We start from the raw sequence: 18,284 nt of genomic DNA, 5'->3' as shown, positions 1-18,284 counted from the left end.
GTTTGCGAAGGTACGCGCCGGTGACCCGGCGGAACCCGCCAGCCACATCACGACCGAAGGCGAACTCATCTGGCTTATGGACAGGGCGGCGGCGGGACAATGACCGTCGTGGAGACAGCCGGCCAGAAGGATAGCAGGAACCCGGACATGACACTCCAGATAAGTGACCCGCGGGAAGAACAGAAGCGTCTTGCCGCGATCGAAGCCGCGTCCATGGTCAGGGACGGGATGGTGGTGGGCCTGGGGTCTGGCACCACATCGGCCTACATGATTGATGAACTGGGCCGCCGCTGGGCGGAGGGGCTGCGTTTTTCCGCCATTCCCACGTCCGAACGCTCGGCCGAGCAGGCGCGTTCGCATGGCATAAGGCTGGTGACATTCGCCAGCCATCCGCAGATCGACCTTGATATTGACGGGGCGGACGAAGTGGAGATGGGCACGCTCAACCTGATCAAGGGGCGGGGCGGTGCGCTGTTCCGTGAAAAGATCGTGGCCGCGGCCTCACGCCGCTTTGTGGTGGTGGTGGATGAAAGCAAGCTGGTGCGGCGGCTGGGCCACCACATGCCCGTGCCGGTGGAGGTCACGACATTCGGCTGGGAACTGACGGCCACCCGGCTGCGGGATCTGGGCGCACGCCCCACCCTGCGGCTGGACCAGCACGGCACGCCCTTCTGCACCGATGGGGGCAACCTGATCCTGGACTGCAATTTTGGAGAAATCGCGGATTCCGTAGTGCTGGCACGCAAAATCCGCGCGATTGTGGGCGTGATCGAAAGCGGCCTGTTCATCGGCCGCACATCCGAAGTCATCGTGGCGGGCCGGGACGGCCTGAAACACCTCATGGCCGGATAACCGCGCGCCTGTTGTGAGTGGTGGCGGGGACCCGGGCCCTGTGATCCCGCCGGGAGCGTATTCATCTCGGTTTAGACATGATCGGGACAGCGGGTATAGTGATCCGCCTGTAATGCAGGCGCGGGAGGCCAGCATGATGTCGGATACACGGACGCCGCCGGACAATACCCTTGCAAACCGGGTTCCGATCGTAACAGGCGCTTCACGCGGGATAGGTCGGGCCGTTGCACTGGCCCTTGCACGGGCGGGCGTGCTGAAATAATGCAGTGATGGAAAGTGAAAGTTGCCGGGTGTCGGATTTTTCCAAAAAGGCGGTGTTCCGGCTGCATGCGTCCCGTCAGTATTGTGGCGACATGGCATCGGGGAAACATCACCTCGTATGCAGAACGTCATCTATGACGGAGCGGAAACGTTCAAGCAGTATGGCGCTGAGTGCGTTCCGACTGTCGTGTGGTGTAATAACGGACAGGGACTGGGACTGTATGTCGACGTCCTTCAGCGGAACATAGACCAGATCGCCCGTCCTGGTTTCCGCAATGACATCGAGTGATGTCAGGAACGTCATGGCATGGCCGGTTGCAACGATCCTGCGCATTGTTTCAACCGAATTGGTTTCGATGACCGGATTGAGTTCCACGCCGGTCCGCGCCGCCAGTACATCCAGATGGGGCCGGATGGACATGGCGGAATCACCAATGATCATGGGAAATGCAAGGCAGTCCATGAAACTGACCGATTTCCTGTGCGCCAGTTCATGTCCCGGGCTGACCACAACCCCAAGCTGGCACGTCCATGTATGGAAGACATTGATATTCGGGTCCGGTGAAAAGTCGAACCCGATCCCCACATCCACCTCACCGGATACGACATCCCGGACAATTTCATTCTGGGGTATGATCCGGATATGCAGGCGGATCCCGCTGCAGCTTTCCCGCAGGTCCGCAATGACAATGGGCAGGATGGTGGTGGCGGGGCCATTCATGATTCCGATCATGATGTCGCCACGCCGCAGTCCCTTGATATCGTCAATAAGCTTTTGCGTCTGTTCCATGTCCCGCAGCGTGCGCCGCACATGCTGCAACAGCACCTCGCCCGCAGGCGTCAGGACCAGTTTACGGGGCAGGCGGTGAAAGATGGGTGTTCCCAGCCGGGCCTCAAGCGCCAGCACCTGCCTGTTGATGGCTGAAGACGCCGTATGCAGTTTCTCTCCCGCCTTGCGCATGGACCCGTACCGGGCAATTGCGTCGAGGTAGTGAAGCAGTCGTGCATGCAGCATCCAGAAACCTCCGCCAGCCTGCCTGGGCCGGGCTATGACGCAACATGCTGCCGGCCCAGGCAGATGTCCGTGCGCCGTCAAACAGAAACTCCGCACGCAAAAAGGCAGCGCTTGACGCGAAAATAGATGCTTCAGAAGTATCCGTCCACGGTCTTACACTGTGTTTCGCGATAACAGGGAAGACGTGCCCATGATACATCGGAGCATCCGCCGCAGGACTGTCCTGCAGGCCCTTGCCGGCGGCGTAACCGGGCTGTCCATGCCATCAATCCGCCGCGCGCGGGCCGCCACCCCCATAAGGTTTGTCACCTCCTGGTATGCCCAGGCCGAATTCGGTGGCTTTTATGAAGCATTGGCAAAGGGATATTACGCCGCCGAAGGGCTTGATGTACGGATCGAGGCCGCCAGCCCCCAGATGAACGTACCACAGCTGCTGCTGGCTGGTCAGGCTGATTTCATTACCGGGTATGATTTCCAGATCCTGTCGGCGGTCGCCTCCGGCATTCCGCTGGTCGCGGTTGCCAGCACGTTCCAGCATGACCAGCAGGGGCTCATGACGCATGATGACATTACGGCGCTGGACCAGTTGCGCGGGCATCCCATCCTTATCGCCAGTAGTTCCCATGTGACATTCTGGCCGTGGCTTAAGGAGAAGTATGGTTTTGATGACGCGCAGGCTGCGCGGTACACATTTAACCTGCAGCCCTTTTTTGCGAACCCGGCCGCAGCCGTGCAGGCCTATGCATCGTCCGAAGTGTGGGATGCGCAGCGCAATAACGTGCCCGTAAGGTTTTTTCCGTTTGCCGGTCTTGGATACCCGCCCTACGGCGCGCCCATCGTCACGACACGGCAGAAGAGTGTCGGGCAACAGGATACTGTCCGGGGGTTCATCAGGGCCTCGCTCATGGGATGGCACGACTACATGAACGATCCCGCATTGGGCAATGACCTTATCCTCAAGGCCAATAACCGCATGACACCGGACCATCTCGCCTTTGGCATCGCAACGCTGAAGAAGGCCGGTGCGCTCATTTCTCCCGATACGGCCACGCGGGGGATTGGCACCATGACGACCGAACGCTGGAAGGCGACGCGCGACTTCATGGTGGCACACAAACTGCTGGCGGAAACTGCAGACTGGCAGTCGGCCTTCACGACATCATATGTTGATACGCTTCGGATTATGCCCTCATGAACATGCTGATTCACAATGCGACCGGTATCCTGACAGGACTGCGGGGGGACGCCGCGCGCAGCACGGGCAGCGTACGGATCCGCAATGGACGGATTGCGGAAATGGGGAACCTGTCACCCTTGCCGGATGAGACCCTGCTGGACGCACGCGGTGGCGTCATTACTCCCGGGCTGGTCAGCACGCATCATCATCTGTTCCAGACAATGCTGAAAGCGGTCCCCACGGCAATCAACAAGCCACTTGAGCCCTGGCTGCGCCTGGTGCCCAATACCTACTGGAACAGGATCGACGAACGGGCACTGGGTGTCGCGGCCCGGGTTGGCATGGTGGAACTGCTGCTGTCGGGATGCACGACCGTCGCCGACCATCATTATCTCTTTTCCGAATTATACCCGTACAACCCGGCGGATGTCCTGTTTGATACGGCGCGGAACCTGGGGCTGCGCTACGTCCTTGCGCGTGGCGGGACAACGCAGGCAAGGAAGTTCGACACGGATGAAATCATTCCCGCGCCAACCGAGCCGCTGGATGTCATGCTCAGGCGTGTTGATGACCTGGTGCGGCGCTACCATGATCCCAGCCCCACTTCCATGACACGGATCGTACTGGCCCCCAATACGCCAACATGGGGTGCCACGCCCACGGAACTGCGTGAAATGGCCGCAGCCGCGCGTGGCATGGGTATTTTCCTGCATTCCCACCTGTCCGAAACGACAAATTATGTGAAATTCTGCCTTGAAACCTATGGCATGCGGCCGCTGCAGTTTGTCGCCGAACATGACTGGGTCGGACCTGACGTATGGTTTGCCCATCTGGTCCATATGGATGAGAGCGAGATCGCGCTCATGGCGCAGACCGGCACGGGCATGGCTCACTGTCCGCAGAGCAACTGTCGCCTGGGGTCCGGGATTGCCCCGGCACCTGCGCTGGACGCATGTGGGGGGCGGGTGTCGCTGGCCGTGGATGGAGCAGCATCGAACGAAGCCTGTGACATGGGTGCCGAAATGCACTGCGCATGGATGATCCATCGTGCCGTGCAGGGGGCTGACGCCGTAACGGCGGAAGATGTCGTGCGCTGGTCCACGTCATCAGGCGCATCAATACTGGGGTATCCGGAGCTGGGCAGCGTGGAGGTCGGCAAAATTGCCGATCTGGTCGTCCACCGCCTTGATTCCCCACGGCATGCGGGGCTGCATGATCCGCTGATCGCGCCGGTCGTGTCGGGGGCCGCCAGTGTCCGCCATGTCCTGGTTGGTGGCAGGCCGGTTGTCGTGGATGGCGCCATTCCCGGCCTGGACCTTGAACGGCTGCTTGAGGATGCCAGAACCGTTGTCGGCTGTCTGGATTCCACAGGCCCCTGACCGGAGGGGGGGATACCACCTGTCAGGACATTATCCGGGTTCGCATGCCGTTTTTAGGCAATGCTCATCCGGCCGGTCTGTCATGTCCGATACCATGTGCGGTATAATGGCATCCTGTCCCCTGGGGCGGGCGATTTTGGTGCCATGGCCGGGATGGCGGGTGCGGGCCGTCACGGGTTCCGTCTGGTGACCGGCGATGCGACACCACGTGGCCATATGGCCAGAAGAACAAGCTGCAGCGCCGCCGCCCCAAGCGGAAGCCAGACAAAGCCTGCCATGATCCAGTGCTTCAGGGCAGGGGAGAAGGTATGGACATCACCCGCATAATGACCATGCGCGAGGAACGTGGCGAGTATGAACCCCGTCACCCCCATGGACAGTTTTGTGACCAGCGTATTGATTGAATAGGCCATGCCCGCCGTATTGACGGGTGACGTCATCCTGCCGACGTCTATGCCATGTGCCAGAAGCACATAATAAAGCGGGGACGTGATGCCCTGCGCCAGTGTCAGCATGGCAAAAGCCGCGAAAAAGAACGGGACACAGTCCCCTGCCAGCCCCAGCAGCAGATATGCCATGACCTGAACGCCCCCGCAGGCGGCGGCACTTCCGATAACACCCAGGCGACGCACGATATGGGGGCATATGATGGCGCCGGCAAATCCCATTATGGTGGCGACGGTCAGCAGCACGCCCCCCATTTCGTCCATTCCCCCCAGAATGATGCGGGCATAGTACAGGGCAAAGCCATAAAGCGCGGCCAGCCCGGCAAACTGCAGGAACACCAGGCCATTGCACAGCCACCAGCACCGGTTCTGCGCCAGCGCGCGCAGCAGGACCACAGGGGAATGGCGGGCGGGTGCGGGCGGATAACGTGTAATGCAGACCCGTCCGACATATCGCCACAGAATGGTCGCGGCAATTGCAAGGCACAGTGCATACAGCGCCATGCCATGCTGGCGCTGCACCATGCTGTTCCCTCCACCAAGCCATGTGATGGCCGGGATCGTGAACAGCGATACAATGAACTGCCCCCCCTGGCAGCCCATCATCCTGAAGGCGTTCAGGCCAACCCGGTCATGTGCCTGCCGGGTGATCATCGTGCCCAGCGCACCATAGGGCGTATTGATGCAGGAATAGATGGCGCCCAGAACGATATATGTCAGCAGCGCCCACAGTATTTTTCCATTCGGGGACAGCGGCAGGGATACGAAGCACACGAACCCGGCCACCCCGAACGGAAGTGCCAGCGACCGGATCAGGCGCGGGACAATCTGTCCGCCCTGTCGATCGATGACATATCCGATGGCGGGATCACAGAAGGCGTCAAACACCCGCGCCACCAGCAGGATCCACCCAACGGCAACAACGGGTAGCCCGTATATGTCCGTGTAATAGAACATGAGGTACGATGACGTCATGCCCCACATCAGGTTGGACGACAGGTCGCCACATCCATAGGCGACCTTTTCACGCAGGGAGACTTCACTGGTTATGGATGACATGACTGGCCTCCCGGCTGAGGAATGAACGGTTACAGGCGACCGGCCCGAAGCTCTTCTGCCAGATGGTGGCAGGCCCGCATGCTGACCGCCATGACGGTCAGTGTCGTGCCCAGCGCGCCACCGGTGGGAAAGCTGGACGCATCCGTGACAAACAGGTTGGGCACGTCCCATGACTGGCAGAAGGGATTGAGCACGGATGTCGCGGGATCATTCCCCATCCGCGCGCCCCCGCTTTCATGAATGGCGGCCCCCATGGTCATGCTTTTTGGAAACATCTTGCGTATGAACCAGCGTATGGGAAAAGGTTTGTCAGGATAAAGTCCCGCGTCACCTTCGCCCAGACCAAGGGGGGAAGCCCAGAAATCCACATGACCACCCTGCGTTTCGATCATGTCCGCGCAATCGCGGATCTGCTTGCGCAGCATGGCGCGTTCATTGGCATGGGGCACGCAGCGGATATGGGGCAGTGGTACCCCCCACCTGTCACGCCTGCGCGGATCAAGGGTGATGGCGTTGGTGCGGTACGGCAGCATCTCCCCGAAACCCATGATCGTAACCGGCACGTCAGCGCCCCCCGCCGATGCATGGCGGCCAATTGATCCCTGAAACGTATAACCGCGCCTGAATGCCGGGTCGTGCGCCCCGCAGGCGTTTTCGTAACGGGGAATGTACAGGCCGCCCGTGGTACCAAACAGGGTATGGACCGGCAGGGGCGCATCTTCGCCTTCCCGGCAGCTTGCGGGCCAGCGGCCGAACATAAGGCTCGGGCACTGGTCCATGAAATAATGACCCAGCGTGCCCGAACTGTTGCCCAGCCCGTCGGGATGCAGGCGACTGCGGGAGTTCAGCAGCAGGCGGACACTTTCTATGGGCGAGGCACAGACAACCACCGCCTTTGCGTGGGCGACGCACACTTTTCCCGTCTGGCGCTCAACATAGCACACACCGGTTGCGCGTCCCGATGCGGGGTCTGTCATGACCTCACGCACCACGGCATCCGGGCGTATCGTAAGCCTGCCTGTTTCCATAGCCGCCCGAAGGGAACTGGGCATCGGGCCACCGTTATGCGGATTGAAACGCCAGGGCACCACATGCCGGTTCGGCCAGCGTGCCTCCACCGCGCTGCGGAAGCTGCGTTCTTCCGGTGTCAGCGGGGTGGACTGGGCCATGACGCCATCAGGCGCGGTTTCTATGCCGTCGTGGGTGCCATGGATGCCAAGGAACGTTTCCACCCTGTCATACCACGGCGCAAGATCGGCATAGGACAGGGGCCAGTCCACGCCTCCGTCCCCTTTGTCCGCGCCCTTGAAGTCGTAATCGGACCAGCGGAACAGCACCCGCCCGAACGCATGCAGCCGGCCACCCGCCTGTCGCCCGCGTATCCACAGGAAAGGGGCGTCCTTCGGTGTGGTGTAGCCGTGCTGCCGGTCGTTGACGAAAAGATGCTTCAGCGTCTCGCTGAAGAACGCCACGCGGGACTGGATGTGCTGACCCGACAGTGTGGCCCTGATGCGGGGGAAAAGCTGCACGTTGTCGCCGCCGCTTCTGTTCGCGGGCGGTTTGATGTCGCTGTCGGAAAGTGAGCGCCCGGCTTCGATCACCAGTACGGACAGCCCCTGTTCCGTCAGTTCCTTTGCCGCGAAACCACCGGCAGCGCCCGATCCCACGACAATGACATCATATCCTGTTCCGGTCATATTCCGTTCCTGATGGTACAAAAAATTAAGTCATGGTCGTGGGGCTATGCCCGCACGGAAACCCATGCGCCGTATTGCGTGCCCGACGTCAGCGCGGCTTCGATAAACTCCTGCCCCCGCACGCCATCCGCCAGACGGGGCAGCAGCGGGGCATCATGGCCGTCCAGCAGGTACGCCGTATCGGCATACAGTCGGGCAAAGGCTTCCAGATAGCCTTCGGGATGGCCGCGCGGCAGCAGGGAAGGGGTCCCGACCGCGCTCCCGCCACGTGCGATATGGGTCGTGCGGCCATCCGCCGTGGACACGATCAGGGTATCCGGCTGTTCCTGGTTCCATTCCAGCCCGGCTTTTTCCCCGAACAGGCGCAGCCGCAGCGCATTGCCAGACCCGGTTGCAACCTGACTGACCCACAGGCTGCCAACCGCATTGTCGGAAAAGCGAAGCTGTATCTGTGCATCATCCGGTACGGCATGGCGGGGCACAAGACGCGATACCCGGGCCGACAGTACTTCGCACCGCAGGCCGGATACGAATTCCGCCAGATGGAAGGCATGCGTCCCGATATCGCCCAGACAGCCGCCCGCGCCCCCGGTGCGCGGGTCAAGCCGCCAGCCGCCGTCGCTATCGGCATCACCCAGCCAGTCCTGCAGGTATTCAACCTGAATATTCCTGATCGTGCCCAGCGTGCCGTCATGCACCAGCCGACGCGCCTCACGCACCATGGCGTAACCGCTATAGGTATAGGCCACGACCATATCGTGGCCTTTCGTGATGAAACGTTCGGTAAAATGTCGGGCCTGGTCCAGTGTCAGCGCAAGCGGCTTTTCGCATAGTACCGGAATGCCTGCCTCCAGAAAGGCCGCGGCGACGGGCAGGTGCATGTCGTTTGGCGTCACGATGATGGCGAGGGCGATGCCGTCCGGCCGGGCGGCTTCGACGCGCGCCATCTGTGTCCAGTCGGTATATGTGCGCGCCGGATCCAGCCCCAGCGCCTGCCCTGCCTTCTGTGCCGTGCCTGCGTGTCGCGACAGGCACCCCGCGACCAGTGAGAACCGTCCGGTCAGGGCCAGCGCGCGACGGTGCACGTCCCCCATGAAGGAGCCGGGCGCACCGCCGATCATGCCGACGGGCCATGTGTTCATGTCGTTCTCCTGAAACTTACAGGCCAAGGCAGCGCCGCCGTTCGTCATCTGACAGCGGACTTGCGGCAAAGTCGTCAAAGGACTGCGTGGTCATTTCGATCATGTGACGCTGTATGAAGGGCGCGCCTTCACGTGCGCCCTGTGCCGCGGTCTTGAGACAGCATTCCCATTCCAGCACTGCCCAGCCGTCATATCCATATTGTGTCAGGCGGGAAAAAATGCCGCCGAAATCGATCTGCCCGTCACCGGGGGAACGGAACCGTCCCGCCCTGTCGCGCCAGTCGGCAAAGCCGCCGTACACGCCCTGCCTGCCGGTTGGGTGGAATTCGGCGTCCTTGACATGAAATGCGCCAATCCTGTCATGGTAAAGGTCGATGAAGGCGAGGTAATCCATCTGCTGAAGTAGCATATGGCTGGGATCGTACAGGATCGCGCAACGCGGGGCGTTGCCAAGCAGTGAGGCAAATCGTTCAAAGCTTGTGCCGTCATGCAGGTCCTCGCCGGGGTGCAGTTCAAAACACAGGTCGACACCGGCTTCATCAAATGCATCCACGATCGGCCGCCAGCGTGCCGACAGTGTGGAAAAGGCAAGGTCGATCAGGCCCTCATCACGTGGTGGCCACGGGTAAAGATACGGCCATGCCAGCGCGCCGGAGAAGGTGGCATGCGCCTTCAGCCCCAGCCGTGCCGAAGCCCGCGCGGCAAGCCCCAGTTGGGAAATGGCCCATTGCGTACGCGCCGTGGGGCTGCCCTGTACGGATGCGGGGGCAAAGCGGTCGAACTGCATGTCATAGGCCGGATGGACTGCAACGCACTGGCCCTGGATATGGGTGGACAGTTCCGAGATCACGAGACCATGCTCCGCCAGCATGCCGCGTATCCCGTCGCAGTAATCCTGACTGGACGCTGCCTGTTCAAGGTCGAAGATATGGCTGAGATGTGTGGGAAGCTGGAGTGCCCTGTATCCAAGCCCGGCCGCCCACCGCGCCAGACCGGGCAGGGTATTGAAAGGAGCGTCGGGCCCGATGAACTGGGCGGCAAAGATGCCGGGGCCCTTCATGGTGCATTTTCCCCGACCATATGGTTGATGAACGTGATGCCTCGTTGCAGCGCCGGTACCGGCCGGGGGCAGGCATCCAGTTCCATAATGGGGCCGCACCGCAGCGGCGCGCGCGCAAGCAGGGCCGCCAGCTGGGCAAAATTGGCCTGCCCATTGCCCAGTTCACAGAAATAGGCCCGGTGACGGGTATGAATGTCCTGTCCGATCGGGGTATCGACCGGCATGGCGCTGGTTGCGTCTTTCCAATGCATCGCCACCACGCGCGCGACATGCCTGGTCAGCACATCCGTCGGGTTGCCCCCTTCAAGGATGATGTGTGCAGGGTCGGGGCACAGCGAGACATAACGCGGATCGGTCAGCAGCATGAACAGGTCCACATCGCGCGGGGCGCAGGCGACAGTGTGGGCTTCCGTATGGATTGCCAGCGTAATGCCATGGCGGGCGGCCGCGAACCCCATGCGGTTGAGCAGGCTGGCGATGGGGGCGGCAAAGGCAAGGTCCACGAATGCCGGCGGTTCTGACAGGAAAGTGCGACGGCAGGGTAATCCCGCAACCAGCACCTTGCCCCCCATTGCCACAAGGAAGCGCGCTGCCGCATCGACCTGTGCCAGAATCTGCGGTTCGGCGCTGGCGTATTCATGAACGGGGATACGGTCCAGGGCCGGGAAAAAGTCCGACCAGATTTCCAGGTTCCGGATTTTCAGGGCATGGGCAAGGGCTGCTTCGGACCCGAATGCTGCCACGGCACCAGCCTGGTCAAAGGGCGGGAAGGTCAGTTCAAGGCCCGTTATGCCAGCATCGTGCAGGCTGTCGAATATCCGGGTCCAGAATGCGCGGCCATCTGCCGCGGCCACGGTGGCGACCTCCGCTTCCGTGCGGACACCCCAGAAAGCAGGGTTGTAGAAAGTAACCAGATCTGTTCCGATTTTCACCTGCATGTGCTCCCTGATCAAGACGACATGCGGCGGAGGTATGTATTAAACGAAATGAAATTGCCGCAAATATGGTCTCAAGACCTACATACAGGAATGTAATGGGAATGCAAACGTTTGCCGAAACGATTCAGGTCGATTGCCGTATGACAAAGGTTGGCGCAAGGGCAACAAGGCGGGGGCTCGTGATCCGGCCATTGCGGATGTCGGCCAGCACCTGCACCGCAACGCGGCCGATTTCCAGCATGGGCTGGATCACGGTGGTCAGGGCCGGACTGGTAAAGGCGGTGTAATCCATGCCGTCATAGCCTGCGATGGCGACATCGTCCGGCACGCGCAGGCCGCTTTCCAGAATCGTGTGCAGGAAGCCCAGCGCCTGCGCGTCGCTGCAGCAGATTGCGGCGGTGGGACGGTTTTTCAGGGCAAGGAAAGTCTGTGCCGCCTTCGCGCCGGACGGCATATCGAACGGGCCGCCCTCCAGCCGGATCAGTTTCTGGCCCAGTCCCAGTGTAGACAGCCGGTTTTTGACGGCATTGTAGCGGATATGTTCGTGTCCGATTCCCTCCGGCCCGGAAACGAAGGCGAAATGGCGGTGCCCACGCTCGATCAGATGGTCGACGATCGCGACGTACCCGTCCACTTCCTGCGTCATGACGCTGGCCAGTCCGGCAGATGTCAGGTCCTTGAAAATACTGACGACCGGCAGCATGCCCTGACCCGGGATCCTGCCCACGGGCGGCTCCCACTGTTCGCTTGCCACCAGTAATACGCAGTCCGCCACACCTGCCTGCAGGTAGCGCATCACGTCGCTGGCTGAAATGGACTGGCCCAGATATTGCCGCAGCATGACATTCAGGCCCAGGGCCTTCGCTTCTTCGCACACGCCCAGCAGGATCTGGGTAAAGACCGGTGAAATCGCCTGTCCCGAGAAACTGGAGGCCAGCACGAGGATGGTATCAGATGTGCCGCGGCTGAGGTTCCGGGCGGCAACATTTGTTTCGTAACCCAGTTGGGCGGCGACCTTTTCGACCAGTCGCCGTGTCTCGTTACTCACCCGGTCTGGCCGGGAGAGGGCGCGGCTGATGGTGGAAATGTTCAGACCGGTCTGTTCCGCCAGGTCGGCCAGGGTTACGCGCTTGGTCACCTGTCTGGTGTCTCCTCGTTTTTTTCTGTCGTCCACGCACGTGGTGTGGCGACGTTGGCTGCCGGTCGGGTTGCCGCAATCCCAGGATATTGTGTCGCTGTGCGCAGGTCGAGTGCCTGAATGCGGATGTTGCGCCGGTGTGTGGCAAATCGCGGGCTGTTTTTGATCTCCTGGCGACCTCCCGGTCATCGGGAGGACGCATCCGTTCCGGCAGGTGCGCCGGAACTGTCGTCAATCTGCAACACCTGCGCTGGAAATATCGGTTCGGGAGGTAGTGGACGAATGCACCTGCGGGTCGGAAAACCAGTCATGCCAACGCTTGCCATATGTTAACGTAATGCAATGATAAGTGGTCGATTTTGGTCTGGGTCGTGGCTGGTCTGGAGGGCATTTTACGCAATAAAAGGTCTGTTTTTGACCGTTTTCAGGAGAATGAATGACATATTTATTGTTTCTTATGGTCAACAACAGGATGGACTCGGCATTTCGAATCATGGCAAGCGTTTTCCATTCATGTTGTCTTGCCCCGGCTGTGCTGTCTGTTGGGTAAAGCATGTGATCGTTTACGGGGGGATCCGATATGGTTGCAGGTGCCATGTTTCACGGCAAACGCTGGTTATTAACGACATTTCTTCTCGGTACCACCGGGTTCGTTACTGTCTCATACGCACAGGGCGCCAGTAGTGTGACCGGCACCACCAAAGCCCGTCATGCAGCTTCTGCCACATCCCATGCGGCGCCATCGGGCAAGGCGGCACAGGGTGCGAATGCGGTGCAGGCCACGTCGACCCCGGAAATCCTGCAGGTCAGTTCCGGGCGGTCCGGCGGCGGCGGCATGATGCGGCAGGAAAGGGCCCCGCACAGTATCCAGACCGTGACACGGCAGTTCATGGATATGCGCAGCCCGGCAGGAACGGCGCTGGACATGGTCAAGAACCTGCCAAGCCTGAACGTATCGACGCAGGATACATCGGGCATGACGGGCGGTTCGATTGAAAGCCGCAGCCTGAATGATGGGGATATGGCGCTGCTGGTTGATGGCGCGGTCGTGACCTCCGGCACCGAATACCTTCAGGAAGACATTGATACGGAAAACATGGACCGTATCGAAGTCACGCCGGGAACATCCGCCATTGACCAGCCCGTTACGTCAGCGGCGCTGGGGGTCATGAATGTCGTGACACATACACCCAGCCACAAATTCGGCGGGCTGACGGATTTTTCATACGGTACCAATGACATGTCCCGGCAGTTTATCCGGCTGGAAAGCGGTGACATTGGCAAGACCGGCCTGCGCTCGTTCTTTTCGTTTTCGCATACCCATGCCGATAACTGGATCGGTGCGGGTGCATCGGACAAGAAGCATATCGACTTTGGCGTGCAGAAGGATATCGGGACTGATTCCTACATAAAATTCTTTCTGTCATGGAACCAGGAACGGTACGGAATCTACAACTATCCTACGGCTGACCAGTTTTATGCCAAGAAGCACGGGACGGGCACGTGGGGCGCCAGCAGTGATCCGAACAGCCCGAATTTCTGGGGCAATCACCAGGAAGGGCCGTGGAATGAGCTGTTCATGACCCTGCCGGTGCACCTGCGCCTGACAAACCGGCTGCACTTTGACCTGGTGCCCTATTTTGCCTATGGGCGTGGATGGAGTTCATCCGTCAGCGGCGAAGCCGGGTCCGGGCTGACCTATGCCAATGGCAGTGCGGTGTCGCCCTCGCAACTTTCGGTCAATTACTATGACCAGCGTACGCCCACCACCGGGGCCACGATCAAGCTGACCTACGATATTTCACGACATAACCAGATGACGTTCGGATACTGGTATGGCTATACACAGAGCCGGCAATGGGGCCCGAACAGTGCGGTGAACCAGAACGGCTTCTCCAATAATCCCGATGACCTGTCGACTGCCTATTTCCAGAACGGACAGCGGTATTATTCGGCAAACCAGCAGACAGGCGACCAGATCCACGCGCTGTTCATTCAGGATACGGCAAAATACTTCCAGGACCGGCTGGTCGTGTCCGCCGGTTTCAAATTCGCCATGATGAATTACTGGTTCGACAATTACCTGACGCACCAGACCATGGGATCGAATTCCGTCGTACCCCTGCCGCGTTTTTCAACGTCGTACACCTTCAACCGCCATCACCAGATTTACGTCAATGCGCAAGGGGATTTCCGCGCACCTGACCCCAGCAACCTGACGGAAAACACCTCGCTGCCCCGCAACCAGTACACGATCAAGGAAGAACTGGGGTACCGTTATAATAACCGCTACATCATCTTTGACCTGTCGCTATTCAACTATGCGATTACAAATCGCCTTCTGAGCGTCTATAACGCGAACAATTCGTACAGCACCGTCAATGCAGGCAACCAGACGGCGCGTGGTTTCGACGTCATGCTGTCCACGCATCCGTTCCATCATTTCAGCCCCTATGTTTCGTTTGAATACCTCAATGCGCGCCAGGATTCGAATGTCCAGTATGGTACGTCCTACCTGCCGACCAAGGGCAAGGAAGCGATCATGGCACCGCATGTCATGGCCAATTTCGGCCTGACGTATGACAACAGGCACTTCTTTGCCAATGCCACCGTTCATTATACCGGCCCGCAGTCCGTAACACTGGTTGGGGATGAAAGGATCCCGGGTTATGTCACGGACACCATCTCGCTGGGCTATCGTTTCTCGCCCTTCCTGGTGGCGAAGTCCCCCACGTTCCGGCTGAACTTTACAAACCTGACCGGTTCCATGGTCCGCACGGGCACGACCGGCGTCGCGGATAACTATCATGCCGTGACACTACTGAACGGGCAGAGCATTGCAGGTTCGACAGGGGCGCAGTTTTATGTTGAACCACGCTTCAGCATGACAGGAACCATCTCCACTGCATTCTGATTGCCCGTGTAGATGATCCAGCAGGCCGCATGCAGGGCTCCCATGAACCCGGCGCGGCCTGTCTTTTCTGCACGACCGGTAGCCGTAGCCTTCGGGACTGATGGTTTGTCTGCAATGAGACTGTTTACAAATCCGGCTTATGCAGCATCCTGTAAATCTATCGAAAGTTTTTGGTGAAGCTTTTTTCAAAAAGCTTCAGAAAGCGTCGTTTTTTGAAAAAAGGCGACACCCAGAAATTTTTATTATTTTTTTATTTGATAAATTGGGTTCCAAACCGAGAACGTTGTCAGGTGCCCACACCGGTTCCGGGCAGGCGTGAGGATACGGTATCCGTCGCAAAAAGCCGGTGTCCGCAGATATGCCTTATCAACGGATTATTTTGAATCACGCGGCGTTACGGTGAAGTCCAGTTCATAGGATGTCTGGCTGGTCGTGCGCTGCTGGTGCTGTGCATGTATGGTCGGGTCGCGGGGCAGCAGGGCATTGACCAGATACACAGTGTCCGGACCCGTGCCGTGATTTGTGTAAGCCAGTCGATGGGCACCGGGTGTCAGGGCGACCGTTGCGCCAAGGTGCAGCCGGATGGTGCCGCTGCCCGCCCTCATGGCTGCAACGGGGGGAAACGCAGTGGTGACGGATACCAGCGGAAGTGGCGTGCCATCCAGCGAAAGCGACAGCCCCTGTGCAACATGCGTGGCATAGGCCTGCCATTCCTGCTGTGACAGGACGCCATCTTCATTGCGGTCAATCGCGCGAATGACACCGGGTGCGATATCGACGCCGGGTGTCAGGTCCACGGTAATGGCCACGTGCCGGCGCGTGACATCAATCACCGTGGCCTGCAGGTATTCATCCAGCCGGTGCGCGTGGGCCGGGGCATGGGCGACCAGCAGCGCGGCTGCCGCAGCGGACAGGGGCCTGCCATATTTCATGGCATGGTGTACCGGCTGCCATAACTGTCGGTGGGATCACGGTAGACGGTATGGACATGCATGGTCGGGTCGTCGCCCACACCCTGCGGTGAAAATTCGATCAGCAGCCGTGGCCCCTGAATACGGTAATAGGATACGCCATTATGTCCCGGCGTATGGGTGGCGGGACCGCTCCATGCAAACCATGTGCTGTCCAGGTCGGCCCTGATTTCCTTCAGGCGCGGGGCGGCATAGGCATCGTTTATGATCCCGGCCCATTCCCCGATGACATCCATCAGCAGGTCTTTCTGCGCTGCCGTCAGGTCGGAACCCTTTACGCCTTCGGGAATGAGGGTTTCGCCATCATGTCCCGGTCCCTGCACCAGATCCTCGACTTTGTATGGCAGGATGGCCTGCCTGCGCTGTTTCGCATCAAGGCTGTCAAGCAGGGCGAAGGCACGGTCATTTTCGCCCGCCAGAACACGCACCGTCCTGCCGTCTGCCAGGTACATCGCAGGCTGCGCCCCGGTCAGGGTGGGGGTCATGATGCCGTGCGTGCCATCAATAACGATATTCAGCCCCAGATGATGGCCACCGAACTGCACCATCCACGGTTTCGTATCTCCCGGTTCACCAAAAACCGCCATAGTGTAGACGGCCCGTCCTGAAGCGAACGGCGTGCCACTGTCAGCCAGTGCCTGATCGCCGCCCATGATGTCCATGACCTTCTGATACCCCTTCGCACTGAGGAGCGTCTGCAACAGGTGTAGCGCGGCTGTATACTGGCCAGTGGTCATCTGGCCAAGTTGCAGGCCCGGCCGTGGTACGTCACTGACCGGAAAATTGGACCAGACCGACGTGCCATAACGTTCGCCAATAAACCCGCCGGGTGGCCCCATGCCCGGTCCGCGTGCTGCGGGGGCCGCGGCCTGCGCATCCGTGACCGGCTGGACAGGCTGGTCCGGGGCGCTGCGCCGGAAACGGGCCAGCGTGCCCGATTTCTGTGTAACAAATGGAAACTGCACTTTTGTCCGGCTGCCGGGATCAAAGGTGGCCAGAAAGGACCGTGCGGCGGTCGCGGCCGCCCGTGTCTGGCCGGCCGGGCTATCTGCCTGCGCCGTGGCAGATGGCACGGCAGCCCGGGCAGGAATGGTGTCAGCCATGACGGACATCGTGGCCAGGATCGCCCCGGCCGCCACCAAAGAAATCTTTCGCATCCGTTCCCTGCTCTGTTCCACTGGGGCAAGCCCATTCCCATGGACACTGCATGACGCCCGGCACGGGATCAAGGGGACGGGCGGTGCGTCACGGTGAAACCTGATGTCATGCAGTGGCAGGTTGCATAGGGACAGCCTGTTCAGACAACATGCCGGGACATGATGTCTTCAACACTGGTCTCGACCAGATGGGTAATGCGTGAAAGCTGGCGTGTACGGTCATGCACCAGCGCCAGCGTCAGATGCGGCACATTGGCCCCCACCAGCGGCACGAAGGCCAGATCTCCCCGCGTCACTTCGGACATCACGTCCAGATAGCTTAAAAAACAGATGCCGATGCCCGTCATGGCCAGTGAGATGATCATCTGCACATTATTCGCACGGGCCGCGACGCCGGGGGTAATGCGGCCCCTTTCCAGCAGGCGTTCGAATACGGATGACAGCGCCAGTGGCTGTTCGGGCACCACCATGGGGTAATCGGCGCATTGCGCCAGCCGGACCGCAGTGTGCCGCGCCAGCGGGTGGTCAGGCCGGCAGACGAAGCCCAGCGGAAAGGACATGCGGCGGATCACCACAAGGTCGCGCATGTCCTCGGGGTCTAGCACGAGGGCAAGGTCCCCTTCGCCCGACAGCAGGGTCCGGTAGATCTGCCTGTTGTCACGGATGTTCACGTTCAGCACGACACCGGGGTGGCTGTCCTTCATGCGGCTGACCAGTTCCGGCAGGAAGGCGCGCGACAGGGCTTCTGGCGCAAGCAGGTCGACCTGTCCCCGGCGTATGCCCTTCAGGTCGTCAATCTGGCGGTTCAGGTCATCCAGATCCTTCATCCAGCGTCGGGCGCATCCATACAGCAGTTCGCCCGCTGCCGTCAGGCGCATGCCGGACGGCAGGCGTTCGAACAGCGGGGTCTGGAGCTGTTTTTCACCCAGCAGGATATGCCTGTTGATGGCGGACCCCGCGATATGCAGGCTCTCGGCCGCCTTGCGTATGGAGCGATGGCGGGCCACGGCCAGGAAATAGACCAAAAAGCGGGAAAAGGGCTGCATGCGTTCTTGTTTTGAGAATGGTAAATGATCAA

The 18,284-nt window shown here is 60.2% G+C and carries 14 protein-coding genes and 1 pseudogene; 5 read left to right on the top strand and 10 right to left on the bottom strand.

Annotation, left to right across the window (positions count from 1 at the left end; all coding sequences use genetic code 11):
* Positions 1 to 103, top strand: a pseudogene (locus tag HNO79_RS17310) (6-phosphogluconolactonase); the annotation flags it as partial.
* A 44-nt stretch (positions 104 to 147) separates the two neighbouring features.
* Positions 148 to 852 (top strand): ribose-5-phosphate isomerase RpiA, encoded by a 705-nt coding sequence (rpiA, locus tag HNO79_RS15270; RefSeq protein ID WP_214165795.1) that lies wholly within the window; start codon positions 148 to 150, stop codon positions 850 to 852.
* A 370-nt stretch (positions 853 to 1,222) separates the two neighbouring features.
* On the opposite strand, the gene HNO79_RS15265 is transcribed toward rpiA, so the two are convergent.
* Positions 1,223 to 2,128 (bottom strand): LysR family transcriptional regulator, encoded by a 906-nt coding sequence (locus HNO79_RS15265; RefSeq protein WP_214165794.1) that lies wholly within the window; start codon positions 2,126 to 2,128, stop codon positions 1,223 to 1,225.
* A gap of 190 nt (positions 2,129 to 2,318) precedes the next feature.
* Here HNO79_RS15265 and HNO79_RS15260 point away from each other — a divergent pair, with 190 nt between their 5' ends.
* Entirely contained in the window at positions 2,319 to 3,323 is a 1,005-nt protein-coding gene (locus tag HNO79_RS15260) for an ABC transporter substrate-binding protein (protein ID WP_214165793.1), read from the top strand.
* Positions 3,320 to 4,684: an amidohydrolase family protein gene (locus tag HNO79_RS15255; RefSeq protein WP_214165792.1), complete on the top strand. Its 1,365-nt coding sequence runs from the start codon at positions 3,320 to 3,322 to the stop codon at positions 4,682 to 4,684. Before HNO79_RS15260 ends, HNO79_RS15255 begins: the two co-directional genes overlap by 4 nt.
* A gap of 170 nt (positions 4,685 to 4,854) precedes the next feature.
* Here the strand turns inward: HNO79_RS15255 and HNO79_RS15250 are convergent, their stop codons facing one another.
* From HNO79_RS15250 to HNO79_RS15225, 6 genes are all read right to left on the bottom strand, one after another.
* The gene (locus HNO79_RS15250; protein WP_048856903.1) at positions 4,855 to 6,189 is read right to left on the bottom strand and encodes an MFS transporter; all 1,335 of its coding nucleotides are present in this window, start codon (positions 6,187 to 6,189) and stop codon (positions 4,855 to 4,857) included.
* A gap of 29 nt (positions 6,190 to 6,218) precedes the next feature.
* Complete coding sequence (locus tag HNO79_RS15245; RefSeq protein WP_214165791.1) at positions 6,219 to 7,886, bottom strand: GMC oxidoreductase; 1,668 nt, start codon at positions 7,884 to 7,886, stop codon at positions 6,219 to 6,221.
* Between the two features lie 44 nt (positions 7,887 to 7,930).
* A complete protein-coding gene (locus HNO79_RS15240) occupies positions 7,931 to 9,028 on the bottom strand; it encodes a Gfo/Idh/MocA family protein (protein WP_214165790.1) in 1,098 nt (365 codons plus the stop codon).
* A 16-nt stretch (positions 9,029 to 9,044) separates the two neighbouring features.
* Positions 9,045 to 10,088, bottom strand: coding sequence for a sugar phosphate isomerase/epimerase family protein (locus HNO79_RS15235; RefSeq protein WP_214165789.1), 1,044 nt, complete (start codon positions 10,086 to 10,088; stop codon positions 9,045 to 9,047).
* Complete coding sequence (locus HNO79_RS15230; RefSeq protein WP_010516687.1) at positions 10,085 to 11,026, bottom strand: sugar phosphate isomerase/epimerase family protein; 942 nt, start codon at positions 11,024 to 11,026, stop codon at positions 10,085 to 10,087. Before HNO79_RS15230 ends, HNO79_RS15235 begins: the two co-directional genes overlap by 4 nt.
* 124 nt (positions 11,027 to 11,150) lie before the next feature.
* Positions 11,151 to 12,164 (bottom strand): LacI family DNA-binding transcriptional regulator, encoded by a 1,014-nt coding sequence (locus tag HNO79_RS15225; protein ID WP_214165788.1) that lies wholly within the window; start codon positions 12,162 to 12,164, stop codon positions 11,151 to 11,153.
* A gap of 685 nt (positions 12,165 to 12,849) precedes the next feature.
* On the opposite strand from HNO79_RS15225, the gene HNO79_RS15220 reads away from it, so the two are divergent.
* Positions 12,850 to 15,078, top strand: coding sequence for a TonB-dependent receptor (locus HNO79_RS15220; RefSeq protein ID WP_048856899.1), 2,229 nt, complete (start codon positions 12,850 to 12,852; stop codon positions 15,076 to 15,078).
* Positions 15,079 to 15,452: 374 nt separating this feature from the next.
* On the opposite strand, the gene HNO79_RS15215 is transcribed toward HNO79_RS15220, so the two are convergent.
* The 3 genes from HNO79_RS15215 to HNO79_RS15205 all read right to left on the bottom strand — a co-directional run bounded on the left by HNO79_RS15215 (position 15,453) and on the right by HNO79_RS15205 (position 18,252).
* Positions 15,453 to 16,010 (bottom strand): hypothetical protein, encoded by a 558-nt coding sequence (locus HNO79_RS15215; RefSeq protein ID WP_214165787.1) that lies wholly within the window; start codon positions 16,008 to 16,010, stop codon positions 15,453 to 15,455.
* Positions 16,007 to 17,206 (bottom strand): DUF3500 domain-containing protein, encoded by a 1,200-nt coding sequence (locus HNO79_RS15210; RefSeq protein ID WP_214165786.1) that lies wholly within the window; start codon positions 17,204 to 17,206, stop codon positions 16,007 to 16,009. Before HNO79_RS15210 ends, HNO79_RS15215 begins: the two co-directional genes overlap by 4 nt.
* A gap of 140 nt (positions 17,207 to 17,346) precedes the next feature.
* Entirely contained in the window at positions 17,347 to 18,252 is a 906-nt protein-coding gene (locus HNO79_RS15205) for a LysR family transcriptional regulator (protein WP_200409122.1), read from the bottom strand.
* Between the last annotated feature and the right edge of the window lie 32 nt (positions 18,253 to 18,284).

The sequence above is a fragment of the Komagataeibacter oboediens genome (genome assembly GCF_018491655.1).
GTDB classification, from domain to species: Bacteria; Pseudomonadota; Alphaproteobacteria; order Acetobacterales; family Acetobacteraceae; genus Komagataeibacter; species Komagataeibacter oboediens.
The sequence above is the reverse complement of the archived record's forward strand: the minus strand, read 5'-3'. Positions and strand labels throughout refer to the sequence as shown.